21 protein-coding genes, 1 tRNA gene and 1 pseudogene are annotated in these 26,831 nt (G+C 65.4%); 15 read left to right on the forward strand and 8 right to left on the reverse strand.

Annotated elements, in window-relative coordinates; all coding sequences use genetic code 11:
• Positions 1-39 precede the first annotated feature (39 nt).
• A complete protein-coding gene (locus ACSE4D_RS11715) occupies positions 40-1,221 on the reverse strand; it encodes an aminotransferase class V-fold PLP-dependent enzyme (protein ID WP_425120222.1) in 1,182 nt (393 codons plus the stop codon).
• A 213-nt stretch (positions 1,222-1,434) separates the two neighbouring features.
• Between ACSE4D_RS11715 and pdxH the strand changes: the two genes are divergently transcribed.
• The 6 genes from pdxH to ACSE4D_RS11745 all read left to right on the forward strand — a co-directional run bounded on the left by pdxH (position 1,435) and on the right by ACSE4D_RS11745 (position 8,157).
• Positions 1,435-2,106, forward strand: coding sequence for a pyridoxamine 5'-phosphate oxidase (pdxH, locus tag ACSE4D_RS11720; protein WP_425120221.1), 672 nt, complete (start codon positions 1,435-1,437; stop codon positions 2,104-2,106).
• 117 nt (positions 2,107-2,223) lie between these two features.
• Positions 2,224-3,687 (forward strand): aldehyde dehydrogenase family protein, encoded by a 1,464-nt coding sequence (locus tag ACSE4D_RS11725; protein ID WP_436325992.1) that lies wholly within the window; start codon positions 2,224-2,226, stop codon positions 3,685-3,687.
• A 207-nt stretch (positions 3,688-3,894) separates the two neighbouring features.
• Positions 3,895-4,581: a metal-dependent transcriptional regulator gene (locus ACSE4D_RS11730; RefSeq protein ID WP_135539106.1), complete on the forward strand. Its 687-nt coding sequence runs from the start codon at positions 3,895-3,897 to the stop codon at positions 4,579-4,581.
• A 569-nt stretch (positions 4,582-5,150) separates the two neighbouring features.
• On the forward strand, positions 5,151-5,978 hold the full coding sequence (locus ACSE4D_RS11735) for a C40 family peptidase (protein ID WP_425120219.1): 828 nt from the start codon (positions 5,151-5,153) through the stop codon (positions 5,976-5,978).
• A gap of 411 nt (positions 5,979-6,389) precedes the next feature.
• Positions 6,390-6,890: an HNH endonuclease gene (locus ACSE4D_RS11740; RefSeq protein ID WP_425120218.1), complete on the forward strand. Its 501-nt coding sequence runs from the start codon at positions 6,390-6,392 to the stop codon at positions 6,888-6,890.
• A 202-nt stretch (positions 6,891-7,092) separates the two neighbouring features.
• Positions 7,093-8,157: a universal stress protein gene (locus ACSE4D_RS11745; RefSeq protein ID WP_135539101.1), complete on the forward strand. Its 1,065-nt coding sequence runs from the start codon at positions 7,093-7,095 to the stop codon at positions 8,155-8,157.
• A 203-nt stretch (positions 8,158-8,360) separates the two neighbouring features.
• On the opposite strand, the gene ACSE4D_RS11750 is transcribed toward ACSE4D_RS11745, so the two are convergent.
• Positions 8,361-8,436 (reverse strand) — tRNA-Arg (locus ACSE4D_RS11750).
• Between the two features lie 107 nt (positions 8,437-8,543).
• Here ACSE4D_RS11750 and ACSE4D_RS11755 point away from each other — a divergent pair.
• Both ACSE4D_RS11755 and ACSE4D_RS11760 read left to right on the forward strand, forming a co-directional pair.
• A complete protein-coding gene (locus ACSE4D_RS11755) occupies positions 8,544-13,277 on the forward strand; it encodes a DUF4011 domain-containing protein (RefSeq protein WP_436325993.1) in 4,734 nt (1,577 codons plus the stop codon).
• A complete protein-coding gene (locus ACSE4D_RS11760) occupies positions 13,270-13,467 on the forward strand; it encodes a hypothetical protein (protein WP_135539092.1) in 198 nt (65 codons plus the stop codon). The genes ACSE4D_RS11755 and ACSE4D_RS11760 overlap by 8 nt, the downstream gene beginning before the upstream one ends.
• Before the next feature lie 185 nt (positions 13,468-13,652).
• Here ACSE4D_RS11760 and mscL read toward each other — a convergent pair whose 3' ends face one another.
• Complete coding sequence (gene mscL, locus ACSE4D_RS11765; protein ID WP_436325994.1) at positions 13,653-14,117, reverse strand: large conductance mechanosensitive channel protein MscL; 465 nt, start codon at positions 14,115-14,117, stop codon at positions 13,653-13,655.
• Positions 14,118-14,309: 192 nt separating this feature from the next.
• Here mscL and ACSE4D_RS11770 point away from each other — a divergent pair, with 192 nt between their 5' ends.
• Positions 14,310-15,638 carry an ISL3 family transposase gene (locus ACSE4D_RS11770; protein ID WP_240688887.1) on the forward strand — a complete coding sequence of 443 codons (1,329 nt, stop codon included), beginning with the start codon at positions 14,310-14,312 and terminating at the stop codon, positions 15,636-15,638.
• 194 nt (positions 15,639-15,832) lie between these two features.
• Here the strand turns inward: ACSE4D_RS11770 and ACSE4D_RS11775 are convergent, their stop codons facing one another.
• Positions 15,833-16,462, reverse strand: coding sequence for an SAF domain-containing protein (locus ACSE4D_RS11775; protein ID WP_436325995.1), 630 nt, complete (start codon positions 16,460-16,462; stop codon positions 15,833-15,835).
• Between the two features lie 163 nt (positions 16,463-16,625).
• Here ACSE4D_RS11775 and ACSE4D_RS11780 point away from each other — a divergent pair, with 163 nt between their 5' ends.
• The gene (locus ACSE4D_RS11780; RefSeq protein WP_346763083.1) at positions 16,626-16,781 is read left to right on the forward strand and encodes a hypothetical protein; all 156 of its coding nucleotides are present in this window, start codon (positions 16,626-16,628) and stop codon (positions 16,779-16,781) included.
• Positions 16,782-16,795: 14 nt separating this feature from the next.
• Here ACSE4D_RS11780 and ACSE4D_RS11785 read toward each other — a convergent pair.
• A pseudogene (locus ACSE4D_RS11785) lies at positions 16,796-16,936 on the reverse strand (FmdB family zinc ribbon protein); the annotation flags it as partial.
• A gap of 217 nt (positions 16,937-17,153) precedes the next feature.
• A complete protein-coding gene (locus tag ACSE4D_RS11790; RefSeq protein ID WP_436325996.1) occupies positions 17,154-17,825 on the reverse strand; it encodes a 5-formyltetrahydrofolate cyclo-ligase in 672 nt (223 codons plus the stop codon).
• 45 nt (positions 17,826-17,870) lie between these two features.
• On the opposite strand from ACSE4D_RS11790, the gene galU reads away from it, so the two are divergent.
• The 3 genes from galU to ACSE4D_RS11805 all read left to right on the forward strand — a co-directional run bounded on the left by galU (position 17,871) and on the right by ACSE4D_RS11805 (position 21,696).
• Positions 17,871-18,773: a UTP--glucose-1-phosphate uridylyltransferase GalU gene (gene galU, locus ACSE4D_RS11795; protein ID WP_135539085.1), complete on the forward strand. Its 903-nt coding sequence runs from the start codon at positions 17,871-17,873 to the stop codon at positions 18,771-18,773.
• A 162-nt stretch (positions 18,774-18,935) separates the two neighbouring features.
• Positions 18,936-19,541 carry a GNAT family N-acetyltransferase gene (locus ACSE4D_RS11800; protein WP_436325997.1) on the forward strand — a complete coding sequence of 202 codons (606 nt, stop codon included), beginning with the start codon at positions 18,936-18,938 and terminating at the stop codon, positions 19,539-19,541.
• Between the two features lie 109 nt (positions 19,542-19,650).
• Complete coding sequence (locus ACSE4D_RS11805; RefSeq protein ID WP_436325998.1) at positions 19,651-21,696, forward strand: hypothetical protein; 2,046 nt, start codon at positions 19,651-19,653, stop codon at positions 21,694-21,696.
• A gap of 208 nt (positions 21,697-21,904) precedes the next feature.
• On the opposite strand, the gene ACSE4D_RS11810 is transcribed toward ACSE4D_RS11805, so the two are convergent.
• Positions 21,905-22,702, reverse strand: coding sequence for an IclR family transcriptional regulator domain-containing protein (locus ACSE4D_RS11810; protein WP_436325999.1), 798 nt, complete (start codon positions 22,700-22,702; stop codon positions 21,905-21,907).
• A gap of 18 nt (positions 22,703-22,720) precedes the next feature.
• Complete coding sequence (locus tag ACSE4D_RS11815; RefSeq protein WP_426936723.1) at positions 22,721-24,031, reverse strand: ISL3 family transposase; 1,311 nt, start codon at positions 24,029-24,031, stop codon at positions 22,721-22,723.
• A gap of 301 nt (positions 24,032-24,332) precedes the next feature.
• Here ACSE4D_RS11815 and shiA point away from each other — a divergent pair, with 301 nt between their 5' ends.
• On the forward strand, positions 24,333-25,709 hold the full coding sequence (gene shiA / locus ACSE4D_RS11820; protein ID WP_436326000.1) for a shikimate transporter: 1,377 nt from the start codon (positions 24,333-24,335) through the stop codon (positions 25,707-25,709).
• A gap of 32 nt (positions 25,710-25,741) precedes the next feature.
• The gene (locus ACSE4D_RS11825; RefSeq protein ID WP_436326001.1) at positions 25,742-26,773 is read left to right on the forward strand and encodes a zinc-dependent alcohol dehydrogenase; all 1,032 of its coding nucleotides are present in this window, start codon (positions 25,742-25,744) and stop codon (positions 26,771-26,773) included.
• Positions 26,774-26,831 lie beyond the last annotated feature (58 nt).

Genomic DNA, 26,831 nt, shown 5'->3' on the forward strand with positions numbered 1-26,831 from the left:
GGATGCTGGAACGCCGGGACGCCCCGCAGCCTCGGTGAGTTACTTCAGGGCGTCGACGACGAAGTCGATGCAGGCCAGCAGGGCTCGCACGTCGGCCGGGTCGACGGAGACGAAGGTCGCGATGCGCAGCTGATTGCGGCCCAGTTTGCGGTACGGCTCGACATCGACGACACCATTGGCTCGCAGCACAGACGCGACAGCCGCGGCATCGACGGACTCATCGAAATCGACGGTGGCCACGACCGAGGACCGGTCGGCCGCCTCGGTGACGAAGGGGCGGGCGGTCTCGGCGGCATTCGCCCAGTCGTAGACGAGGCCGGAGGACTCACGAGTCCGCTCGGTCGCCCACTGCAGGCCGCCGTTTCCGTTGATCCACTCGATCTGTTCGGCGAGCAGCAGCAGGGTGGCCACGGCCGGGGTGTTGTAGGTCTGGTCCTTGCGCGAATTCTCGATCGCGGTCACGAGATCGAGCGAGGTCGGGATCCAGCGTCCGGAGTCCTTGATCTCCTGCGCACGGGCGATGGCCTTCGGCGACATGATCGCCACCCACAGGCCGCCGTCGGAGCCCATGTTCTTCTGCGGCGCGAAGTAGTAGACGTCGGTCTCGGCGATGTCGACGTCCAGGCCGCCGGCACCAGAGGTGGCGTCGATGGCGACGAGCGCGTCCTCGTCGATGCCTTCGGGGCGGGTGATCGTCGTGGCGACACCGGTCGAGGTCTCGTTGTGCGGCCAGGCGTAGAAGTCAGCGGCGAGGTCACCGCTGGCGGCCTCGGCGGCAGAGGTGACGACGCCGGCTGAGGCCAGAGCTTCGGGGGAGGGGATCGCCGCGGTGCCGGGCTCGGCCTGGAGGATGAGCGAGGATTCGAGGTGCGGGGCGGTGTCGGTGGCCTTCGCGAACTTCTGGCCGAACTCGCCGAAGGTCGCATGTGCCGCACGGCTGCGGACGAGGCCGAACGCGGCGACATCCCAGAACACGGTGGATCCGCCGTTGCCGAGCACCACTTCGTAGCCCTCGGGCAGGCTGAACAGGTCGGCCAGTCCGGAGCGGATGCGGCCGACGAGGTTCTTCACCGGTGCCTGTCGGTGGCTGGTGCCGAGCACCTCGGCCGCGGCAGAGTTCAGGGCCTCGATCTGGGCGGGGCGGATGCGGGCCGGGCCGGACCCGAAGCGTCCGTCGGCGGGCAGAAGGTCGTTCGGGATCTCAATATTCGTCGCAGTCACGTTCGATATTCTACGGCGGGCACGGTCACGGCCCGGCACCGGTCCGTCATGTGACGAACGGACGCGGACACTGGCTGAGTCCCGGACACGAGCCTGAAACGCAGGTGGTCACTCACTGAGTCCCGAACACGAGCACGGACCGATCGCGGACCCACCAGCCCCGCATCCCGACCGACGGTGACGCGTGTCCGTCCCGCGTCGTAAGGTGAAACCATGACTGAGCCCGTTGATCGCCTGCCGCAGACCCGGAAGTCCTATGACTCCAGCGTCTTCGAACACCCGGACGCCTCACCGCTGGCACTGTTCCGACAGTGGTACGACGAGGCGGCCGACCACGTTCGCGAACCCAACGCAATGACCGTGTCGACCCTCGACGAATGGGGTCCGAGCTCGCGAATCGTCCTGCTCAAGGGCCTCGACGAACGCGGCTTCCTCTTCTTCACCGACTACGACTCCGCCAAGGGGCGGCAGCTGGCCGACGATCCCCGGATCGCCGTGAACTTCCCTTGGCATGACATGGAACGACAGGTGCGCATCCGCGGCCTCGCCGAGGTGGCCGACCCCGCCGACTCGGACGCATACTTCGCGGTGCGCCCCCGTGGTTCGCAGATCGGCGCGAACGTCTCCAAGCAATCGCAGCCGGCCGCCAGCCGAGAGCAGATGCAGGCCGAATACGATGCCGCAGTCACCGAGTTCGACGGTCGCGAGGTACCGCGGCCCGACCATTGGGGAGGCTTCCGGGTGCGCGTGTTCGAGATCGAATTCTGGCAGGGCCAGCAGAACCGGTTCCACGACAGGTGGGTCTTCCGCCGCAGCGACGGCAGCCGCGAACCCGGGGATCTCTCCGCGGCCTCGGCATGGACGCCGGTGCGACTCTACCCCTGACCGCGAGTCCGCGGCCCGCGCCCCGGCAGTCCCTGCTGCTGACTTGTGACCCAGCCGAACACGACCCAGCTACATACGACCCAGCCACACATGACCGAGCCACACAAAGGAGTGTCCATGGCCCAGTCCACCCAGTACGGTCCCGAGGCCGTCTTCGACAACCTCATCGGCGGGACCCGCGTGGGCAGCGAGGACCGCTGTCTCAATCGCAATCCCTCGAACCCGGCCGATGTGCTCGGCCGCTACGCCCGCGCCGATGCGGCCACCGTGACCGAAGCGATCCGCGCGGCCGGTGACGCAGCGCCGGCATGGGCCGACTTCGGTGCCCAGCAGCGCTTTGCGATCCTCGATCGGGCAGGCAGCCTCATCGCCGAACGCGCCGATGAGCTCGGCGATCTGCTCGCCCGGGAAGAGGGCAAACAACTCGCCGAAGCCAAGGGCGAAGTGCTCCGGGCCGCCCAGATCTTCAAATTCTTCGCCGGGGAGACCATCCGCAACACCGGCGAGATCGTCGACTCCGTCCGCCCCGGCCTCATCGCCGAGATGACCCACGAACCCATCGGCGTCGTCGGCATCATCACCCCGTGGAACTTCCCGATCGCGATCCCGGCGTGGAAGATCGCCCCGGCCCTGGCCTTCGGCAACACGGTCGTGTTCAAACCCGCTGAGCTCGTCCCCGCCAGCGCCTACGCGCTCACCGACATCCTCACCGAGGCGGGACTGCCCGAGGGGGTGTTCAACCTCGTCATGGGGCCCGGCTCCGTCGTCGGGGACGCTCTGACCACCTCGGCGAAGGTCGATGCGCTCACCTTCACCGGATCCGTACACGTCGGACGGTCGGTCATCGCCTCCGCTGCGGCCAACCAGATCCGGGTGCAGTGCGAGATGGGCGGGAAGAACCCGCTCGTCGTACTCGGCGACGCCGACCTCGAAGCGGCCGCCGACGCCGCGATCAACGGGGCCTTCTTCTCGACCGGGCAACGCTGCACCGCTTCGTCCCACCTCATCGTCACCGCCGACGTTCACGACGAATTCGTCGCCCTGCTCAAGGACAAGATGGCAGGGCTGAGCGTCGGTGACGCCCGCGCAGACGGAGTGGACATCGGCCCGGTGGTCTCGCAGACGCAGCTCGACCAGGACCTCGCCTACATCGATAAAGCCCGGGCCGAAGGCGGAGAGATCACCGGAGGCACACTCGTCGAATCGACCACCGGCGGATATTTCCTCGCCCCCGCGCTGGTCACGGGAACGAAACCCGGCGACACGATCAACGTCGACGAGGTCTTCGGGCCGGTCGCCTCGGTGATCGAAGTCGCCGACTACGACGAAGCGCTGGCCGTGGCCAACGACACCGAGTTCGGGCTGTCCGCAGGCATCTTCACGACCTCCCTGAAATATTCGGCCCACTTCAAGCGTTATGCCGAATCCGGGATGGTCATGGTCAACGCGCCCACCGCCGGTGTCGACTATCACGTATCCTTCGGTGGTCGGAAGGGATCGAGTTACGGGCCCCGGGAACAGGCCCGAGCCGCGCGCGAGTTCTACACCGTGCACAAGACCACCTACACGAACGCCGGGTGAGACGCATGCGGTTGAGTTGTCGCGGGGGAGCGGATTCTCGACTCACGGGAAATGCTGAACGCACGATAGGATTAGGACAGATCGCAATGGCCGCGAACGGGTTCGCCTGGGCACGGACCGGAGCAGGGTCGCAACGACCCGAAATGGTGACAACGCCTGAAATGGTCGCAACGACCTGAAGACGAAGAGTGGAGTGGCTGGTCAGAAGTGAACGACCTCATTGATACAACTGAGATGTACCTCAAGTCGATCATCGAGCTTGAGGAACAGTCGATCGTGCCATTGCGCGCTCGAATCGCCGAACGACTGGACCACTCCGGCCCCACCGTGTCGCAGACCGTGGCCCGCATGGAACGCGATGGGCTGCTTCACGTCGGCAACGACCGCCACCTCGAGCTCACGCCCGAAGGCCGCCGGATCGCCACCGACGTCATGCGCAAGCACCGCCTGGCAGAGCGCCTCCTGTCCGATGTCGTCGGACTCGAGTGGGAACTCGTCCACGACGAGGCCTGCCGTTGGGAGCATGTGATGAGCGAGCAGGTCGAGCGCAAGCTCGTACAGCTGCTGCCCGAAACCTCCTCCGGCCCCTACGGCAACCCGATCCCGGGTCTCGATGTCATCGGAGGCGCGGATTCGCCGACGACCGAGGTGATCGACCTCGCCACCGCCGTCGGTCGCGATGGTGCGAAGAAGCTGACGATCGCGTGGTTGGCCGAACCGCTGCAGGTCGACATCCATCTGCTCCAGCAGTTCCAGGTCGCCGGTGTCCTGCCGGAGTGCGAAGTCGAAATCTCCCGCAACGGCGAGTACATCACCGTGCAGGTCCCCGGCGCACAGGATGTGCTCGACCTGCCGCTCGAGACGGCCTCGCACGTCTTCGCCTACCGCAGCTGATCTGCTGACCGACTGACCGACTAGAGTCGGCTCACTGATTGGAGTCGGCGGGCGGGCCGACTCACGGTAGCCGGAACGGCAGGTCACAACCGCGCACTCCTGACAGTGCGCAGTCCAGCCCCGCGGTCGAAGTCCGGCACCACGAGCTGCCTTCGAGTTGAAGAACAGCAGGACGAGCGGTGGCTCAAGGCCGGACCAGCGGTGACGAAGCGGCAAACGTGCGGTAACGACGCCGCCGATCGACAAGTCTCGAGTCGTTACAATTGACTGTGATCCGTGCCCCAAGGAGTGGCTCCCCACCCCTTGGGGCACGTCGTATAACGGAAGAATGTTACGAAAGTTTCAAGACTTTTTAAGCCTCTGACCTGGACTTTTATGGAAAACATCACGGTTTCCCTCTCGCAGTTGTGACAGAAACGTGACAATGGGTCACCGATTGGTTACAGTTGTGGAGGTCGTTCACGCAATGGCGACTTCACAGCGAGAACCGAACGCCACGCTGGCTGTGAGATTTCAAGGACCGAGAGTGGCGGTTGGCCCGGAAAGCCAATAGGTACGAGAGGGAAAACGTGGCAACTAAGCAGCATGGCCGCCGCGCCGCAGATGCCAAGGTCAAGACTCCACTGACCGAACTCACTGAACTTCTGAACGCCAACTCCGGTGTCTTCGGGCGCCGCGCAGCCGTCGTTGCTGCCAGCGGTGGCCTGCTCACCGCGGCTGTGATGCCCGCCGCCGGACAGGGCGCCGATGACCAGGCAGCCGTCTCCGCCGAGGCCGAGAACACGCAGCAGGTCGAATTCCAGAACCAGACCGTCACGGTCGGTGACGATTCGAAGGACAAGAAGTCCGAGAAGAAGACCGACTCGTTCGGCGTTGAGAGCAAGTCCATCACCGCCGAGGCCGCTCCGAAGCCCGAGCCGAAGCCGGAACCCTCTGAGACGGCAACCGCCGCTTCCACCAGCGGCTCCGACAGCAACGAAACCGCCAACAGTGGTTCGTCCGACTCGGACAAGAGCGAATCCAAGGACTCCGGCTCCGATGCCGGATCGATCGACGGCTCCAAGGCCGAGCAGGTCCTCGGCTGGGCAGCCAAGGGCGTCGGAACCCCCTACGTCATGGGCGGCACCTCGCAGAGCGGCTGGGACTGCTCCGGTTACACCTCGTGGGTCTACAGCCACGTCGGTGTGAACCTGCCCCGCACCTCCGGCGCGCAGAAGGGTGCCGGCCAGGTCGTCTCCCAGTCGGAGGCCAAGCCCGGTGACCTCATCTGGCACCCCGGCCACGTCGGCATCTACGCCGGTGGCGGACAGATGTACGATGCCGGTTCGCCTGGCTCGGGAACCTCGAAGCGCAGCTACAGCTGGATGGGCAACGTCACCTTCATCCGCGTTCTCTGATCTTCTTCACCGAAAGCTCCCCGGTCGACTCGACGGTCCTCGAGTCGGACGGGGAGCTTTCGTATGCCCGGAAAGATTTCGCGCCGAGATACGTGAGCTCGGTGAACGAAATGAGAAGTTTCCGTGACGCGGGGCCTGTGAATTGGGTCATAGCCGTTCGCGGCGTTACTCTGGAGAAGATTGAGTTCTCTGTACGGTTCGACGCGACAGCATCGCACCGTCGATCAGAAGGAAAGCAGATGGGGCATAGTCGAATAGTTCGAATAGCCGCTCCAGTCTCTGGTGCGGAGTACATACGTGTCTCCGTGCCCTCTTTCAAGGCGTCGTGCCCATGAGCACGGCGCCTTTTGTGTTTCCTGGGGCCGAGGCAGCCGGTTTCGGCCCCCAAGAGAAGAAGATGAGGGGCGAGATATGAAGACTCTCGTGCTGAATGCCGGTTACGAACCGCTGTCGATCGTGCCGTTCACACGCGCCGTGGTGCTCGTGTTGACCGGTAAGGCGACGGTGCTGGCCGCAGAGGACATCCCGGTGAGATCCGAGCACATGAGTCTCGATCAGCCCTCAGTCATCCTGCTCACCCGCTATGTGAGACCGCCGAACAATCGCCGGGTCTCCCTGTCTCGTCGAGGCGTCCTGCGCCGGGACAACCATCGTTGCGCCTACTGCAGCAAGCCGGCCTATACGGTCGACCATGTGGTTCCGCGCTCGCGTGGGGGAGCGAACAGCTGGGAGAATCTCGTCGCCTGCTGCCGAGAGTGCAACAACCGCAAGGGCAACCGCACCTTGAACGAAATCGGTTGGAAGCTCAGTTTCCGTCCCCAGGAGCCCCGGCTGGGCCAGCTGTGGATGCGCGGCATCGAGAAGCCCGTCGAGAAGTGGCGTCCGTTCCTCGAGCTCTCCGCAGCCGCCTGAGGGGCGTGGGCCTGTCTCTCGCCGAGGCTGCGCCCGACGGTCGTCTACGTGCCGCGAACGGTCAGCATCATCCCAGATAGGGGACGGTGTTGTCCGCACTGTGGTGGAAATCGGATAACGATGTGACATAGGTGAAGTACTCACCGGCAATGTGTTCTAGGGTGGACGAAACAGAAGTTCGCTTCGACCCGAGGAGCTTGCGATGAGTGAGCAGGACCGTCCGCAGAACCCAGACCCGGCTCCGGCCGGCGAACCCGAGTCCATCATCGTCGGAATCGACGGTTCCCCACCCAGCCGCAATGCCCTGGCCTGGGCGATCCAGGAAGCGCGTTCACTCAACCGGCCGATCCGCCTCGTCGGGGCCTATACGATCCCGAGCGTGGCCGCGGCCGCGATCGACGTCTCCTATGTGCCCATCGACGATAGCTCGATCCGAGCGGCCGTGACGAACACACTCAAGGAAGCCGCGGCCGAGGTCAAGGCCGCCGGCGTTCCCGTAGAAGCAGTCATCGAGATCGGCGATGCCGCCGGCGTGCTCATCGACGAGTCGAAGACCGGCTGTCTGGCCGTCGTCGGCTCGCGCGGTCGCGGCGGTTTCGCCGGTCGTCTGCTCGGTACGGTCTCCAGTGCACTGCCGGCGCACTCGGCCTGCCCGACCGTTGTCGTGCCCGCCTGCTGGGACGACCGGGCCGAGCGGCCGGCTCACCCGACCTCCTCGCGCCCGATTCGCCAGGACGGTGTCGAGGTCGAAGACTACGATGCCGACGCCGAGGCGATCGAGGGGCTGCGCTTCGACGGCAAGGTCGTCGTCGGTGTCGACTCCCTCGGTGCCGAATCCCCGGCGCTGTGGAAGGCCGCTCGACTGGCAGTCCGACGTGGTTCCCCGTTGCATATCGTCGCCGTGATCACGACGACGGTCATCGGTCCCGAATGGCTGCCGAGCACCGCCGATCTCGAACGCCTCGTCAACGAAGGTGCGGACAAGCTCGTCGTGGCCAAGCAGCGCCTCGCGGAGGAGTTCCCGGACCTCGACGTCACGTGGACGCTCTTCGACGGTCAGCCCGCCGAGGTGCTCGTGCGGGCCTCGGACACGGCCGAGGTTCTTGTCATCGGTTCGCGTGGACGCGGCGGATTCGCCGGTCTCCTCCTGGGGTCGACCTCTCAATCGGTTCTGCCGTACTCGCAGTGCCCGACGATGGTCGTGCGCGTCGCGCGAGACCACGGTCGCCGCAAACAGCACGAGGCTCCGCAGGAGCCCGGGCTCTGAGGAATTCGGGCCCCGGCATCTGCCCGCAGGTGACCACATCGGGCAAGAGCACTCGTTGACTCAGCGCACAATCGCCGAGGCGGCCGAGCGAAAACGATCGGCCGCCTCGGTGATAGATGGCAGGCCTGCGGGCAGGGGCAGATGATCGGCGCTGGTTGAACTCGACGCGCTCCTGCTGACCGGCTTCCGTATACAGGTGGTTCTGGCGCCCCCGGGCAGATTCGAACTGCCGACACCCGCTTTAGGAGAGCGGTGCTCTATCCCCTGAGCTACGGGGGCCAGGTGGTCGTGCTCAACCACGATCACCCAGTGTAGCGTAGAAGAAACCTCAGTGTTCCACGGTGTGCCAGCACTGATAAACAGCAGTTTCTCGTTAGGGTCGGATTGTGTCGGATTCCGTTGCAGACGAACAGTTCCCAGAACTCGGAGAGGTCTTTGCCGAGTGGAAGAAGCAGGCCGCCCACCTCGGCGGTCGCGACACCATGCTTCATTTCAGGGACTCCCGCGACGGCAGCATCGACCTCTCGGGCGCCCACCCCTCCGGCCTTGCGCAGCTGCTGGCCGGTCGAGCCACCCGCCTATCGAGCCTGATCCGCGATCACGACATCCTCGCCGACGCACGTCGCCGCGCGAAATCCATCCGTTCGAAGGCCGAGCAGCTCGACAATGAGCGCGGCATCCGCGCCGCCCATCTGGCCATCGGCCTCGCGTCGTGGACGGAGAAGGACGCGAAGTACAAGTTCAACGCGCCTGTGGTCATGCGCCACATCACTCTCGTTCCTCGCGGTTCACGAGTCGAGGACTATGAGATCGTGCTCGGCAACGAGATCACGATCAACCCGGCCCTCGTTCGGCATCTCCACGAGGAGTACGACCTCGAGGTGCCCGTCGACGACTGGATCGATGCCACCGGGGGAGCACAGGGATTCGACCCCGGGCCGGCACTCGACCGTCTCCGCGAGCTCGGTCAGAGTGTCCCAGGACTGCGGGTCAACCACCGTCTGATCATCTCGACCTTCGCGAACATCGCGACCCCGTTCTCCACCGACTATCTGCCCACGCAGCACCCCGTCCTGCGGGCTCTGGCCGGTGACGAAGACGTCCGGGCGAACCTCGGCGGACCCTCGTACGTGCCACAGGCGGCCGAAGCGGCACCGAACGATTCGGCCGAGCCGAAGGACTCCCCGGCGAAACCGGAAACGGAGATCACGCCGGATGCCGACGACAAGTCGGCTGAGACCCTGACCGACTCCAGCGAGAAGCCCGGTGACGCGGACGAGAAGTCGGTCGAACCAGGTGAGGACGAAGACGAGTACGGTCAGCCGACCGTGCCGATCACCGACGAGCCGCTGAGCGCCGCGTCCCCCGAGGACTCGGCGACTACCGGCTCCGACGAGTCCACCGACTCCGCCGGCGCATCAACAGAAACCGCCGTCGGTCGGGCCGCGGACTCCGCCGACGATGGGTCCGCGGCGGACGCAGTGACCGAATCGGATGCCACGGACCCTCAGGCGGCCACGACGGTCACCGGCACGGATTCCGACGGCAATACCGTCGAAGAAGGCAGGGCCGCGGACGCCGACAGCGACACCGCTGAAGCCGAATCGACCTCCGACGATGATGTCGTCCCTGCCGCGCTCAAGGAACCGATCACCCCGCTTCCTGACCGGAAACCGCAGGAGGAGTTCCTCGTCATCGACGTCGACGGCGACCAGCAGGCCGTCGTCGACGCTGCCGTCTCCGGTCGCTCGGTCGTAGTCGACACCCCGCCCGGAACCGGTGCCACTCAGGTCGCCGTCGCAGTCGCCACGACGCTGGCCCACACGGGCAAGAGCGTGCTCTTCCTGGCCCAGACCTCCGACGCGCTGGACAGTTTCTCCTCCCGCCTCGACGAGGTGGGCCTCTCCGACTTCGCCGTCGATACCCGCAAAGGCTCGGAGGACATCCGCAGACAGCTCATCGGCCTCATCGGCTCGGCAGAGAAATCCGAACGCCCCGACCTGTCGAAGCTGCTCAACGACCTCAACGAACAGCGAGCGACGCTGGCCGACCATGTCTCGTCTCTCCATCGCCGACGTGCCCCCTGGGACGTCTCCGTCTACGAAACGATGCAGCACCTCGCGGAGCTGACCTCGGGCGATGATTCTCCGCAGACACCCGTACGCTTCGGCGAGGACATCCTCGGCGCGAGTGAAGACCGCCGGAATGCGCTGCGCGGACAGCTCGGTGAACTCGCCTCGCTCGGCGCTTTCACCCTCGACGTCGAAGACACCGTCTGGTTCGGTGCCGATCTCAAATCCGTCGACGAAGCCGAAGCCGCACGCACCGTCGCCGAACGCATCGGCCGGATGATCCCGGACCTGGTGGAGGCGACCGAGCCCGTCCTGCAGAAGGCGAAACTCAACCCGCGTCGCAACGTCGACGACTGGGCTCGGGCGATCCGGGTGCTGCTGCGCGTGCGCAAGACCCTCGACAGCTTCGCCCCCGACGTCTACGACCACCGTCTCGACGACCTCATCGCGGCCACCGGCACGCCCGAATACCGCACCGAGGTCGGCGTCGAGATGGGCATGATGCAGCGTCGCCGACTGAAGAAGTCCGCTGCCGAGTTCCTCCGTCCCGGCGCCGAGGTGGCCGACCTCCACTCGGCCCTCATCGATGTCCGCTCCCAACGCGTGATCCTCTCCGACCTCGCCGGCCACGACGGTCGCCCGCAGATTCCGCGCGGCGTGCTCGAAGCCGACGAGATCCTGCAGAGCGTCGAAGCCGATATGGCCAAGCTCTCGCCGATCCTCGAAACCACACCCGACGGCGGCGATCTCGGCTCGATGCTCATCGAGGAGCTCCAGGCCCGCACCGAGGCGATGGGCCGAGACTCGGAGAACCTCGCCGAACTGCCCGAACGCTCCCGCCTGCAGCGCGAACTCGATGCCGAAGGCCTCAGCGACCTCATGGCTGATCTGCGCAGGCGCAAGGTCGATGACTCCCTCGTCGGCCCCGAATTCGACCTCGCCTACTGGGCCTCGGTGCTCCAGACCATGGCCGGCGAAGACCCGGCGATCGGCCGACACGACGGTGACGCTCTCCACCAGGTGGCCGAGGACTTCCGAGAGAACGACCGCGCCTTCGTCGCCGCCGGTGCCTCCCGCCTGCGGTACAACCATGCCCAGGCCTGGAAGCGCGGCATCGAAGCCGACCCGATCGCCGCCGGAGTCATCAAGCAGGAGCTGCTGTCGAAGCACACCTCGGTGAACCGGATCTCGACCCAGGCGCCCGAGCTGCTCACGACCCTGGCCCCGGTGTGGATGGGCAGTCCCTACACGGTGCCCGAGCTGTTCTCCGCACTGCCGCTCTTCGACGCAGTGGTCATCGCCGACGCCGGGCGACTCTCGGTCGTCGACGTCGTTCCCGGCATCACGCGTGCCCGCCAGGTCATCTCCCTCGGTGACTCCCGACTGCTCGGCCCGCGCCCGTTCTCGATCGCCGTCGACCGCTTCGGGATGGACGATGGGAACCATCCGCGCTCTGTGCAGGACCACCTCGGCGAGTTCCTGCCGCGGATGCGGCTGTCGAACTCCTACCGACTGTCCCCGGTCGGGCTCATCGACCTGGCCAACCGGCACTTCTACGATTCGACGATCTCGACGCTTCCGACCGCGCACACGGGGGAGGGCAGCGGGCTCGAATTCTCCTATGTCGCCGACGGTCGCGGTCCCACGGACATCGGCACCGGACGGGTCGAAAGCCCCGATGCCGAGGTCAAACGCGTCGTCGAACTCGTGCTCAAGCACGCGCGGAACCGGTCGCGCGAGTCTTTGGCCGTCGTCGCGCTCACCCAGCATCACGCGCAGAGGGTGGCCACGGCGATCTCGCGGGCGATGAAGGACCTGCCCTATGTGGCGGCGTTCTTCAGCGACTCGACGAAGGAGCCCTTCGTCGTCACCGACGCCGAACGGGTGCAGGGAATGTCCCGCGACGCGGTGATCTTCACCCTCGGCTACGGGCGCACCGTCCACGGTCGGGTCATCCACGACTTCGGCGCGCTCTCGGGCCCCGACGGCAGGCGCATCCTCGCGGCCACGATGACGCGTGCGCGCAAACGACTGACCCTGGTCTCGAGCATCGAAGCCGACGACTTCGAGCGCAGCAGACTCAGCGGGGGAGCGGCCATGCTGCCGCAGCTGCTCGAAGAGATCGCCACCGGCGGCGTCAGCCAGCCCGGACCGCACGGCGAGATCTACGATCCGCTGATGGGCGATATCGCCGATCGTCTGCTCCAGCTCGGCGTCGTCGCCCATGAACACTACAACGGCATCGACCTGGCCGTGGCGAACTCGGCGGAGGACGAACACGGGATGATCATCGCCGTCGCCGGCGACGGTCCCGAATATGCGTCGATGCGCAGCCTGCGCCAGCGTGACCGGGTGCTGCCCGAACAGCTGAGCCGACGCGGATGGAAGTTCATGCGTGTGTGGTCGACCGATGCGTTCGTCGATCCGCAGACCGAGACGGAGAAGATCTTCGATGTCTGGCGCACCACGGTTGAGACGATGAGCCCGCAGGCCGTGCTCAACGCCGCCCGGGCCGCCTCGGTGGTCGTGGGGCGTACCGGCAGCCGACCGAAGCTCGTGCCGGGACTGCCGATGCATAAGTACTCGGCGGAGGGTCTCGATGAGATGATCGACTGGATCCAGTCCGATGCGGTCGTGCGCGGGGACGGGGAGATCAAGGATCTGCTGCGCACCGCGCTCGCGCAGAAGGGCAGCTCCACCCGCGGAGACTCCCGGCTGCAGGCAGCGGTCGATCGGTACCGTGAACGTCACGCGCAGGCGAAGAAGGTCACCGGCTCCGAGGTGCTCATCCCGCGTTCGGGGTCGACCGGCCCCGTGGAGGACGACATCCTGCCGACCTTCGACACCGGCAAGATCCGCGCCGATGAGCTCCGGTCCGCCGGACTCGTCCAGACCGCGAGCAACGACCAAGTCGCCGAGGCGGCCGACGGTGCCGATGCCGAAGCGACGTCAGACTCCGCCGGTGATGACGCAGCGGAGTCCGCCGGAGATGCGAAGCCGGGATCCGAGGGCAGCGCACAGTCGGAGTCGAAGAACGACGATGCCTGAGCAGCCCGACGAGGCTGCGCCGAGCGAAGCGGTGTCCGACGATCCTCCGGCGGACGAAGCAGAGCGCAGAGAACGGGTCGAAGCGGCGAAGCGCCGCTACCGGGCCACGCTGCGCAACGAGGCCGACACCGGAGAAGGCGGCTTCAGCAAGGACTACTATCGCTCGCAGAAGCCGCCGCACTGGTCATAGCTGCTCGGTGATGATCTCAGTTCACGGATCGCGGGGCGGGCACCAGAGCGCGAGGACATCAGCTCGAGGACCTCAGCCCGAGGTGCTCAGCCCGAGGTTCTCAGGAAGACGCGAGCTGTTTCGGGAATGAAGAAGGGCCCGTCCACCAGCAAGTGGTGGACGGGCCCTTCTCGTGCGCCGACGGATCAGTGACGCGGGGGCTGGTTCGGATCGAACGGTCCGCCGTCACTGGCGGGGCCCTCGGCGGGTCCGGCAGCGGAGGCGGTCTGGTTGCGCAGGATCTCGCGGATGTCGCCGAGCAGATCCTCGGCGGTCGGAGGAACTTCTTCCTCGGGAGCTCCACGCTTACGCAGTTCGTTGAGCTTGTTCATCGGCACGATGATGATGAAGTAGACGATAGCCGCAACGATGAGGAAGTTGATCGCGGCGGTGACGACCGCACCCAGATCGATGGTCGTCTCCGGAACGTCCGGCTTGAGCTGGAAAGACAGCGCCGGGCCCTCGGCACCACCGACGGCGGCGATGAGGGGGTTGATGATCTTGTCGGAGAAAGCGGTGACGATCGCGGTGAAGGCGCCGCCGATGATGACTGCTGTCGCGAGTTCGACAACATTCCCCTGGAGAATGAAGTCTCTGAAGCCCTTAAACATTAGAGAAACCCTTTCGGCGTGTGTTCACTGAAATGCGGTTGAGCATTGGCCAATTACGTTCCAATAGTGGCTCTGCGGAATGAAGCGTGGTGACTGAGCAGTAGTCCAGTCGGTGTGTCGATGAGGGCAACGAAGGATCGGAGCCCCCATCATCGGAAGTGACGAAACAACCCACCGATGGAGACTCCGACCGTGTCCGATCCTACCTGCCCCGACCTCGCTTACCCCGCCTACTCTCAACGCGCGGACGCGCTCGTGGGACTGGACGGTTTCCACGTGCTCAGCGTCGAAGACACAAGGATCGGCATCCGTATCCATATCGAAACTGATGTCACTATGACCGGCTGTCCAGCCTGCGGCGTCGTCGCGAAGCTTCATCACCGCCGCCGGCACACCGTCCACGACATCCCCGGCCAACGCGGCCCGGTCGAACTCGTGTGGCACAAGAGAATCTGGCGCTGCTGGGAGGCCTTGTGCCCGCGAACAACGTGGTCCGAGGGCAGTGACCAGATCGCGGTCCGCGCGAAGGTCACCCTCCGTGTCGGGGATTGGGTCGCCGATCGGCTCCAATACGATGACGCGCACGTGGCAGCACTGGCCCGCCGACTCGGAGTCGATTGGCACACCTGCTGGGCGGCAGCGAAACCCGTCCTTGAGACCCGCACCAGGGCACCGGAGCGGCTCGAGAACGTCACAGCGCTCGGCGTCGACGAGCATGTGTGGCGACATGTCGGCCCGCAGAAACCGCGGATGCTCACCGGAATGGTCGATATCAGCCGCGATAAGAAAGGGCACGTCAATGCGAGGCTCCTCGACGTGGTGCCCGGCAGGTCCGGCCCGGTCTACTCGAACTGGTTGAAAGCTCAGACGCCGCAGTTCCGGGCGGGGGTCAAGCACACGACTCTGGATGCGTTTCGCGGATACAGGAACGCGATCACTGACCAGTTGGGGCACACGGTCACGATCCTCGATGCTTTCCACGTCGTCAAACTCGGCATCGAAGCCCTCGACGAGACCAGGCGGCGAGTACAGAACGCGACGACAGGGCATCGGGGTCGCAAGGATGACCCGCTGTACACAATTCGGCGACTGCTCACGACGGGAGCTGAGCACTTGCGGGAGGGGATGCTTGAGCGCATCGATGGCAAGCTGCGGGCTGGGGATCCGGACTGTGAGGTCACGATCGCCTGGGACTGCTATCAGAGCCTACGCCGGGTCTATCAGGCAGAGTCGAGTGAGAAGGGGGCCCGATTGTTCGAGGGTCTGGTCGTGAAGTTCGGGTCCTGTCCAGTTCCCGAGGTAAATCGGCTCGTGAGGACGTTGAAGCGGTGGCGGAAGGAGATCCTCGCGTATTTCTCAACAGGTGGTGCATCCAATGGTCCTGTCGAAGCGGTCAACAACTTGATCGAGAAGACGCGACGAGTCGCTCATGGGTTTCGCAACTTCGAGAACTATCGGTTGAGGATCCTCACCGTAGCGTCGGGGTTGAAGAGAAACCTACCAACGAGTCACCACACTTGATTCCGAAGAGCCCCAATAGTACACATCGTCAACACGTTGTCAGCAGAAATGCGGCGCGAGTCTCACCGCCCTATTGTTGACCCATTTCACAGATAGAAACTCTTCGGCACGCCGTGTTCAGTCGGCAACCTGCCGCTCAGCCGTCCGGCATGAGGGAGGCAAGGGGTCACAGCCGGTGTGGCTGTGAGGGATGTTCAGCGGGGCAGAATTGCGAAACTGATCGGCAGCCCGGCGAATTCGGCAACACGTCCGGCGTCCTCTGCGCTGAGGATCACCGATACAAGCTGCCCTGATTCGGCGGCTATTCCGTCGGGTTTATCGACGAGCCGTGCGATCGTCACCTTCTCGACGACGACCTCCGATCCGCCGTCGGGAAGGGATGAGAAGAGTCGTATCTGCTGTCCGGGCTGCAGCAGGGCCGCGGAGGCATCATCGGCGAGACGGATCGGCATGAGCAGATCCCGGCTTCCCTTCGGCAGCGCCTGTTGGTCGAGGACCATCGACTCCGTCAGCGGCGAACCCTTCGACAGACCCGCCGAAGTGTGGCGGCCCTTCGCCTCCTCGACGGCGGTGAAAGCCTTGTCGGGGACAAGGTCGGGAGGAAAGTTCGTGAGGGTGAGATCCTGTGCAGTCAGTTCCGCACCGGGGGCCAGATCGGACCGGGCGACGACGACCGCCGTGCCGGCCTCGTCGGGAGTGAACATCCAGACGATCAATGCGCATGCGCTGGCAAGGCACACCGCGGCGAAGATCCGCTGTGGTCGGACGCGAGCCGATCGAGCCCAGCTTGTCGATGTCTCGCGGATGCGCTGCAGAAAGCTCATGGCCCGAGCATTGACGGCTCAGCGGACGTCGGCAAGGACGAATTCTGGCCCTGTGGATGGAAGTCCGTCATCCACACGCGAGCGGTGTTCGAGTCGGGACAGATGCCGGAGCGGCAGCCACCTCCGCGAAGGGGAAGGTGGGAGTGCTCAGCCTGCGGCCGGGGTGCTCGCGGACGAAGAATCGGACGACGAGCCCGACGAAGCCGGCGAGGACGAACTCGACGAAGAGCTGGAGGAGTCCTTCGACGATGAGTCAGCACTCGACGAACTCGAAGAGCCGGCGGTGCTCGACGTCGAGGAACGGGAGTCGGTGGCGTAGAAGCCGGAGCCCTTGAAGCTGATGCCCACAGCGCCGAAGACCTTCTTCAGACGACCCTGGCATTCCGGGCAGACGGTGAGCGAGTCATCGCTGAAGTCCTGATGGATATCAAAGGCGTGACCACAGCTCTTGCAGGCATAGGAGTAAACGGGCATTCGAGACCTTTCTTCGACGAGAAGATTATAGTGCACGTCAGGCGCTCGGATGCGCACCGGTGCGGTTTGTGCACAGGCTTATCCACACATCAACGCGCTTGAGTGGGTCGTGATTCCCCAGCCGTCAGTGTTCACGAGGCGGCGAGAGCCTCCGCCGGTCGACTTGAAACGGTCGTCGCCTGTCACGTGGCGGGGTCGTCTGCGTCGCATGCGGCCGTCACGGCGAGGCGAAGGCGTGGGTGCCGTGCTCGGTGACCGCTGAAGGGATGCGCAGGTCCCAGTCCTCGGCGACGAGTCCGGACAGGTCGAGCTCTTCGGCGAAGCACACCCCGAAGACACGAGCCTCCCGCCCGAGCGGTGCCACGCCCTGCGGTCCGAAGGTTCGGTCGTAGAAGCCTCCGCCATTGCCCAACCGTGCCCCATCGAGGCCGAAGCCCAGCGCGGGAACGAACACGAGGTCAAGGCCCACCTCGGGTGACAGCAGCTGTGCGGCAGTGAGCAGTTCGGCATCGTCTGCGGGTTCGCGGATTCCCCATTTCCCCTGCGGCTCGATGCGTGACATCGATCCGGTGATCTCACCGAACAGCAGCGGTTGACCGACCTTCGTCACCACCGGCAGGTAGACGGTCCCGCCGGAGGCAAGGAAACGATCGAGCGCGGGGTCGAGGTCAGGCTCACCCTGCAGTGCCGCATAACCGAGCAGGGCGCGCACCGGAACCGCGCGGATGACTTCCCACGCTGAGTCCGCAACGGAGGAAGGGGAGGTCGGGGCCGCCTCGGTGCGGGAATCGGTCGATGCTGAGCCTGGGGCCGCCTCGGTGCGGGAGCGGTTCGCGCGAGCCGAGCGGATGTGGGACCGCAGCTGCGCCTTCGAAGTTTGTGGATCCACGCCTTTCAGACTATCCGGGGGCGGCGGATTCGTTAAGATGACTTCATGAGTGATGAAGCGCAGTGCACCGTTCGCAAGGCCGTGATCCCCGTCGCCGGTCTCGGAACTCGGTTCCTCCCCGCCACAAAGGCCACCCCGAAGGAAATGCTCCCCGTCGTCGACAAACCAGCAATCCAATACGTCGTCGAAGAAGCCGTCGATGCCGGCCTCCAGGACGTCCTGATGATCACCGGCCGGAACAAGCGACCGCTCGAGGACCACTTCGACCGGGTCGACGGACTCGAAGCCGCCTTGGCGAAGAAGGGCGACGACGAGAAGCTCGCCGCAGTGCGACACCCCTCCGAGCTCGCCGACATCCACTATGTGCGTCAGGGTGACCCGAAGGGCCTCGGCCATGCTGTGCTCAAGGGCCGCCAGCACGTCGGCAACGAACCCTTCGCCGTCCTCCTCGGTGACGACCTCATCGACGAACGCAGCCCGATCCTGCCGAAGATGATCGAGGTTGCGGAGAAGACCGGCGGCAGCGTCGTCGCACTCATGGAGGTCCCGCCCGAAGCGATCCACCTCTACGGTTGTGCCGCCGTCGAGACCACTTCCGATGACGAAGTCGTCAAGGTCACCGGTCTGGTGGAGAAGCCCGCCGCCGAGGATGCTCCCTCAAACCTCGCCGTCATCGGCCGCTACGTGCTCGCTCCGGAGATCTTCGACGTCCTCGAGACGACCGGACCCGGACGCGGCAACGAAATCCAGCTCACCGACGCACTCCAGGAACTCGCCGGTGACGCGAACGGGCACGGTGTCTACGGGGTCGTGTTCAAAGGCGCCCGCTACGACACCGGTGACAAACTCGACTACCTCAAGGCGGTCGTGCAGATCGCGTGTGATCGTGAGGACCTCGGCGATGACCTCAAGGGTTGGCTGCGCGAGTTCGTCCCGACCCTGGACTGACCACGGGCCCCGGGCGGGCTGTGGACCCCGGTCGGACCACGGGTCTCGGGCGGACCGCGGGTCTCGGGCGGACCGCGGGTCTCGAGCGGACCGCGGCTCACGGTCCTTCCGTCCCGGGCCGCACAGCCGACCGCAACCGAACCCGAGAGCGAGGGCAGCAGCGTGTGGCCTGTCATCCTGACTGACCGCCGGTCCGATATCGTGCTGCGTCCCCTGCGACGTCGCGACGAAGACGCCTGGCGAGAAGTCCGCCGCTTCAACCGCGACTGGCTGCGCCCCTGGGATGCGACCCTGCCCGCGCCGGGCCAGGAGCTGCCGGGATTCCGCACCATGGTCCGGATGCAGGACAAACAGGCCAAACGTGGACAGAGCGTGCCCTTCGCCATCGAAGTCGGCGGCGAATTCCGCGGACAGATCACCGTCTCCGGTCTGAGCTGGGGCTCGATCCTGTCCGGCCAGATCGGCTACTGGATCGATTCGCGAGTCGCCGGCCGCGGCATCACCCCGGTCGCCGTGGCGATGGCCGCCGACCACTGCTTCTTCACCCTCGGCCTCCACCGCATCGAGATCAACATCCGCCCGGAGAACACCGCGAGCCTGCGTGTGGTCGACAAGCTCGGTCTGCGCGACGAAGGGCTGCGCGAACGCTATATGCACATCGACGGGCAGTGGTGCGACCACCGCACCTTCGCTCTCCTCGCCGAGGAGGTCCCGCAGGGCCTGCTCGCCGCTTACCGGCACGGGACGAGCGGAACCGCACCGCAGTGAGCGAATCTCTGCCGCCCCAGCCTGAGAATTGCGTGAACTTCGTGCCCGTTTGACCGACACACCTAGTGCCTTCACGTCTTCGTCGATGCGTGCAACTTAGGGTGGCAGTGTGGACACCAGCATCATCGTCGTCATCGCCATCGTCGTGGTCTTCGCCGTTGCTGTGCCCGCAATGATTCGGAAGTCCGCGACGGAACTTTCGCGCGCCGAAATCGACACGGTTCCCGACAACGCGGCCGTCGTCGCAGCCGAGACTCCGAACCCGGGGCACGACCACTCGGAACGCACCCAGGTCTTCCACGACAAACCCCGCAGAACGCCGTCGGTCCCGAGCCCGGAGGTCTCCCCGGGCGAGGACGCACCGACCCTGAGCCTCTCGGCCTCGACTCCTGCCTTCGCCGTCATCGACGGCCATGGACAGAGCCACACCATCCCCGAGGCGGCCGAACACTCCCAGCTCAACGTCCTACCTGTCGCGGTCGGCGAGACCCACTCGGCGTTGTCTGCCGATCGTGGCCCCGCCGGACACGGTGGGGCCGCATCCGGTGGTGGCGCCGGAGTCGGAGCCGACAACGTGCGCCTGCTCCACCCCGCCGTCCACGCAGTGTTCAACGACAGCTCCCAGGCGGGCCGGCAGCAGACCGGGGCGGGACGCACCCCACAGGCTCACTCGCCGCGCACCTCGGCGACGGGTTCCACGGCATCGTCCGGATCGCGACCGGTCACCGGCCAGGGCCCCCGAGGCGGCGCACCACGCGATGGCGCGGCGGACACGGATCGGGGCGGTCGCCTCGGCGAGAATGAGTCCACCCGATCAGAGAACGGTCCACAGATTTCCCATCCCAGCAGCGGAACCGACGAGGAACATGCGATGACTGAGCAAGCAACGACTCTGCGCGAGTCCCTGAAGTCGCTGAACACGATGGTGAAGGGCTTCGCCGTGGTCTTCTTGGCCTCGATGCTCGGCATCCTCGTGTCCGGAGTCCTCGCTCTCTTCTCGGTCGTGCACATCGCTTTGGCCGGCGTCTTCCTCGGCCTCGCCGTCGTCTCCCTGCTCATCGTGCGCACCCTCAACCTGCGCAAATTCGAGATGAAGAAGCGCCTCCGCGGACTGAAGCCCGTTGCACCGAAGCCGACCACCGCGGCGCGGTCCACTTCGGATCGGTCCACCTCCGCGCGGTCGACCTCCGCGCGGTCCACCTCCGCGCGGTCGACCTCCGCGCGGTCGACCTCCGCGCGGTCCACCTCGGAGGCGAAGGCCCCGACCGTGAAGGAACAGCGCAGCGCCCCCGCGGTGGAGCCCTCGGGCAGAACCGCCGCCGGCAGCGCCCCCGCGGCACCGGTCTCGAGCGGAACCGCCGCTCGGATCGCCGCTGCGGCGCAGGGTGCGAGCGGAACGACGAAGGCCGCACAGGCTCGCGCTGCCATGGCCCGCAGCGCAGGAGCAAAGGCGAACCGCAGCACCGAGGCGAAGAAGTCTCGCGAAGAAGCCGACACCGGCGAGATCCCACTCGTGCGCATCCGCAAGGAAGCCAGCGAAGGCCACACGACACGCCAGGTCCTGCTCACCGGACCGATTCCGATCGTCGATGACAGCACCACGGAGGAAGCTCCGAAGGGCGAAGAGGAGCACGCGGCGACAGCTGAGACATCCGCCGCGGAGGCAGGCGCGGACGAGTCGGCCGACGGCTCCGTTGATGCGGACTCGTCGAACATTCTCGGTGCAGACCTCGAGACAGAAGGCACCGATGCTTCGGCGGGCACCGATGCTTCGGCGGGCACCGCTGCCGATGAAGACGTGCACGCGTCACTCGACGCTGCCGCCCCGAAGGTCGAAGATCCGTTCATGCAGCGGTTGAAGTCACGCGACGGCTGGTCGCCGACGCCTCTGCCGGTGCCCAGCTATGTCGACGCTCCGGAAGCTGAGCATGCGGTGCCGAAAGCCACCGCAGCCGATGCGAGCTCATACGAGACCGAAGCACGCAGCCGTGAGGAGATCGCCGCACAGTTCGCCGCGGAACTCGGCTACCGTCCGGAACTCAGTGACTCGGCCCGTGAGGACTCTCCGCTCGAGCACGGCCGTAAGGCGATCCGGACCACGAAGTCCGCCGACCTCTCAGCGGTCAACGACGTCCTCGCCCGCCGCCGCGCCTGAGTCCGCAGAGGGGCCTGAACTCGCCTCCGCACCTGAACTCGCCGAGGGAGGGGCCACCGATGATCCGGCCGACTGTCGAGGCGAGGCCGACTTCCCTGATCTGAGGTGCTTGACCGCTCGGCGCGGACCCGATGTGCCCCGCACCGATGAGTGCGGGGCACCTTCATGTGCAGGGCGTCGTCATGTGCAGGGCGTCGTCGGCGCCGGATCAGTCCGCCCGACCGCCGAAGTCCTCGGCGATTGAGACCGCGATCCGTTGCAGGTGCGGCACCAGGTCGTCTTCGACCGAGAGACCGCGAAGATGTGAGGTGTGCAGGGAGACGTTGAGCGCGGCCAGAGTGTTCTGACCCCGGCGGACCGGGACGGCCAATCCGCGCAGTCCGTCATCGAGCTCCTGGGACACCAGGCACCACCCCTGGTCTCGGATGCGGTGCAGTTCCTTGCCGAGCTCGGCCGCAGGCGAGACGGTGTGGTCAGTGAATGGCGAGATCTCGACTCGCTCGAGGAACTCCTGTTGGAAGGTTTCGGGCAGCTCGGCGATGAGCATGCGACCCATCGACGTGGCCCAGGCCGGCAGACGGTTGCCCAGGTTGACGGTCACGGCGTGGAGGCGCGGGGCGGCGGCACGGGCGATGTAGACGATGTCGTCGCCGTCGAGAATGCTCAGTGTCGCCGACTCGTCGAGTTCGTGAGCGAGCTGATTGAGATGCGGCTGGGCGATCTTCGGCAGATCCAGGCCCGCGAGGAACCCGGCGCCGATGTCGAGCACCCGCGGGGTGAGGGAGAAGGCCGCTCCATCCGAACTGAGATACCCCAAGTCGGTGAGGGTGAGGAGGAAGCGCCGTGCCGCGGCTCGGGTCAGATTCGTCGCCTTCGCCACCTGAGTGACGGAAAGATGCGGACTGTCGGTGTTGAACGCCAAGAGGACGGCCAGCGTCTTCTCCACCGATTTCACATAATGGTCCCCGGACGCGGGCTGCGGATTGGAATTCGACTCTGATTTCACTTCTCCAGGGTATCTGGCTCATCGTAATTGAGAGTGTAGAACCGGTCTGAAGCCACCGGACTCGAGCAGACACCTCGCGATGTAATGCGTGAGGTTGCGGAATCCCAGCGCGGACCCGCGTAGATGCTCGAGTCTGCCGTTGATCGCTTCAGTGGGACCGTTCGACGTTCCCGGTCGGGTGAAGAATGCGAGCACATCAGCAGCTCGACGCTTCAACGTTCGTCCTAACCGTTTGAGCTCGACAAGTTCGGGTGGCAGATTCGTTGTCAGGGCGTCGATGACCGTTTGCAAGAGTCTCTTGCCCTCTTTGCGGTCCGCGGTTCGGTAAGCGCTGACAATGTCTTGGTAGACGGCCCAGGTGACTTCGACTTCGGTGAAGTTCGGGTCAGCGAAGAGGTTCGCGATTCTTTCCTGCTGCTTGGTCGTGAGTAAGCTGCTGCCCGTGTGAAGAGTTCTTCTTGCCCGGTACAACGGGTCCTTTGCTCGTCCGCGATGGCCGGTTGTCTCCTGCTGAACTCGGCGACGTACCTCGTCGAGGGCATCACCGGCGAGTTTGACGACGTGGAAGGGGTCCATGACTTCGACAGCGTCGGGCAGCTCCTCAGCTGAGGCTGTTTTGAAGCCGGAGAATCCGTCCATCGCGACGACGTCGATGCCCTCACGCCATTCTTTCGGTCGGTCTTTCAACCATTGTTTGAACACCTGCTTCGAACGGCCAGCCACCATGTCGAGCAGACGTGCCGAGCCTGTTCCCTCGCTGATCGGGGTGAGGTCGATGATGACGGTGACGTACTTGTCACCACGCCGGGTGTGCCGCCATACATGCTCGTCGACACCAATGACGCTGACCCCGTCGAAACGGGTCGGGTCGTTGATCAACAACCGCTGACCTTCGGCGAGGACGGCGGAGTTCGCGGTGTGCCAGGACACGGCGAGTTTCGCAGCGATGACGGACACGGTGTCGTGATCGATCACGAGAGCACGCAACGCCCAGTCGAGGCCGGTTCGCGAGATCTTCGCTCGTGGTGGCGCCGCAGCTGTGGTGTCTTGACGCCAGACGCGGCCACACTCGACGCACTTGTAACGGCGGAGGCGAATGTGAAGCGTGGTTGGTCGGTGGCCGAAAGGTTCGTGGGCCAGCTGGCGGACGACGGTATCGCGAACGATCCCGTGACCACCACATCGTCGGCACCAGTCATCAGCAGTGTTTGGACGGCATTCCAGAATGGCTTTGTGCCCGGTGATGTGTTGGCCGGTGCAGGTCAGATCGAGGTCATTGAGTCTGCAGAAGGTCGTGAGGTCAGGCGTCGAGAAAGTAGGCTTGGCCACGTCGAGGTCTTTCGGATGGACGGTGTGAGAACTTCCATCATCGGAAGACCTCGACGCCTATCTGAGCAGCGACTCGCCGTGTCTGAAAATCCCTGACCCACACTCTCGATTACGAAGAGCCGGGTATCTGCCGGGGCCAGGGCAACCGGTACGGCCCGCAGAAGCATCCTGCCTGGCCAGCAATGTACGCATAGTGCACATGTGTACGAAGAGCGAACAAGGTGCTACTGTGCACTGTGACAAAGGCGACATCCAGACGGTGCGCCGGCAGAAGAGGACCCACCATTCGAAGGGGAATGACATGACGAGTGCAGACGCCCGGACAGCATCCGGACCGGACGAGCTCAAGCAGGCGAGACGAGCGGCTGCGGGGTCGTTCATCGGGGCGGTCGTCGAATGGTATGACTTCCTCCTCTACGGAATCGTCGCCGCGCTGGTCTTCGGCGAACTCTTCTTCCCGGACTACAGTTCCCATGCGGGCACGCTCGCCGCTTTCGCGACCTTCGGCGTCGGTTTCGTCTTCCGGCCGCTGGGAGGCATCATCTTCGGGCACTTCGGCGACCGGATCGGCCGCAAGTCGATGCTCATCTGGACGATGACGATCATGGGCGTGGCGACCGCGCTCATCGGCGTCCTGCCCACCTACGGAACCGTCGGCTGGTTGGCGCCGGCCCTGCTCGTGCTTCTGCGCTGCGTCCAAGGCATCGCCGTCGGCGGAGAATGGGGCGGAGCCGCTCTGATGGCGGTGGAGAGTGCGCCGCCGAAGCTGCGTGCCTTCTTCTCCAGCGGTGTGCAGATCGGCTATTCCGTCGGACTCCTCTTGGCCACTGGACTGGTGGCACTTCTGAGCAGCAACTTCTCCCCGGAGGCATTCCTGGCCTGGGGCTGGCGGATTCCGTTCTTCTTCAGCGCAGTGCTCGTCCTCGTCGGACTCTGGATCCGTGCCGGGGTCCAGGAATCAGACGAATACCTCGAACGAGTGAAGAACGCCGACGAGGACAAGGTGGCGAAACTGCCGATCCTCGAAGCATTCAAGCGCTACCCGGCGCAGATCTTCCAGATCGTGGGGCTGCGCTTCATCGAGCTGCTGACCATGTACATCGTCACGACCTTCGCACTGTCGTATTCGACCGATGAGCTCGGCTTCGACCGCAGCGTCATGCTCAACGTCACCCTCGTCGTCGGCGGCCTGGGAATCGTGACGATCCCGGCGTTCGCCTATCTCTCCGACAAGTTCGGTCGCCTTCGCGTCTACCTCACCGGCGGAATCGTCGGCCTCGTCAGCGCGATCCCCTTCTTCTTCGCTCTTGAGAGCGGCAACCTGGTGGCAATCGTCATCTTCGCAGTCCTGCTGATCAACATCGCCCACGACGCGGTCGTCAGTGTCCAACAGCCGCTGTTCGCCGAAATGTTCAGCCCCGAATTCCGCTACAGCGGTGCCGGCGTCGGCTACCAGCTGGCCAGCGCGATCGCCGGCGGCTTCACTCCGTTCATCGCCACATTCCTCGTCGGCCTCGGCGGAGGCACCTGGTACCTCGTCGGCGCCTACCTTGCCGGTGGCTGCCTCGTCTCGATCGGAATCGCGCTCTACCTCGTCCGCCAGTGGCAGGTCGAACGCAGGGCCGAACGCAGCAGTTCCTCTGCCGCGACGGTCGCGCTCAAGCCCGAAACGGTCTGATGCGCAGAGGCGCCGAAGACGGGACTGCGCACATGGTCGAACATGATGCTCAACGACCCGTCCCGCAGGATGGCCGGATGCGATCGGCCGAGATCACCGCTGCCGGCCAAGTCGAACTCCTCAGCAGCCCGAGACCGCGAGGCCGCGTGGCCGACCGGCATCTGCGGATACAGATGCTCGCAGTAGGCATCTGCGGCACCGACCACGCTTTGGCCTCGGGCGGCCGCACGCCGCCGGAACTCCCGTGGAGACTCGGCCATGAAGGCATCGGCGTCGTCACCGAAGTGGGGCTCGGAGACGGCGAGTGGACCGTCGGAGACCGGGTGGTGCTCGAACCCAATATCACCTGCGGCAGCTGCCGCTACTGCCGGCTCGGCACCACCTCGGCGTGCACGCACCGGCTCAGCGCGGGCGTTCTCACCCAACCCGGGTTCCTCGCCGAGGTCGTCGACCATCCCAGCGACTTCTGCCACAGGATCCCTGACGATGTGCCGATCGAACGCGCTGTGTGCGCCGAACCGCTGACGGTCGCCGCCGCGGCGATCCGGCGAGCGGGGCTGACGTCTTCGCAGACGCCTCTCATCCTTGGGGCCGGGTCGCAGGGGCTGCTGGCGACCATGATCCTCGGCGGCCAGGGACATCGCCCCTATATCAGCGAACCGCAGGCCGAACGACGAGCCCTCGCTGTCGAGCTCGGTGCCCGACCCTTTGAGCCGGGCGCCAGCCCCGCCCCCGATGCGGTCATCGACGCGGCAGGGGTGCCCGAGGCTCTGGCATCCGTCGTCGACCACCTCATGCCCTTCGCGACCGTCACGCTCGTCGGGGAGGACCACCACCACCTCGGCGCTTCGAGTTTCGACATCGTCCAGAAGCAGCTGCGGATCAATGGCTCCTTCATCTATGAGCACCCGCAGGACATGGCCGCGGCCGTCGCCCTGCTTCCTTCCGTCCCCACGGAGAGGATCCTGGGATCGCCGGTCGCGCTCTCCGCGGTGCCGAGTCTCTTCGCGCCAGGTGCCGAACGCCGCAGCGGCGTCAAGCAGTGGGTCGATATGCGCCGGTGACTCCTCCTCGGGCTCGGCAAGGAGCTTCTGGGCAGAGGTGCCTCGGCAGGGTATCCCT

It is taken from the genome of Brevibacterium sp. FAM 27836 (assembly GCF_051351055.1).
Classification (GTDB): domain Bacteria; phylum Actinomycetota; class Actinomycetes; order Actinomycetales; family Brevibacteriaceae; genus Brevibacterium.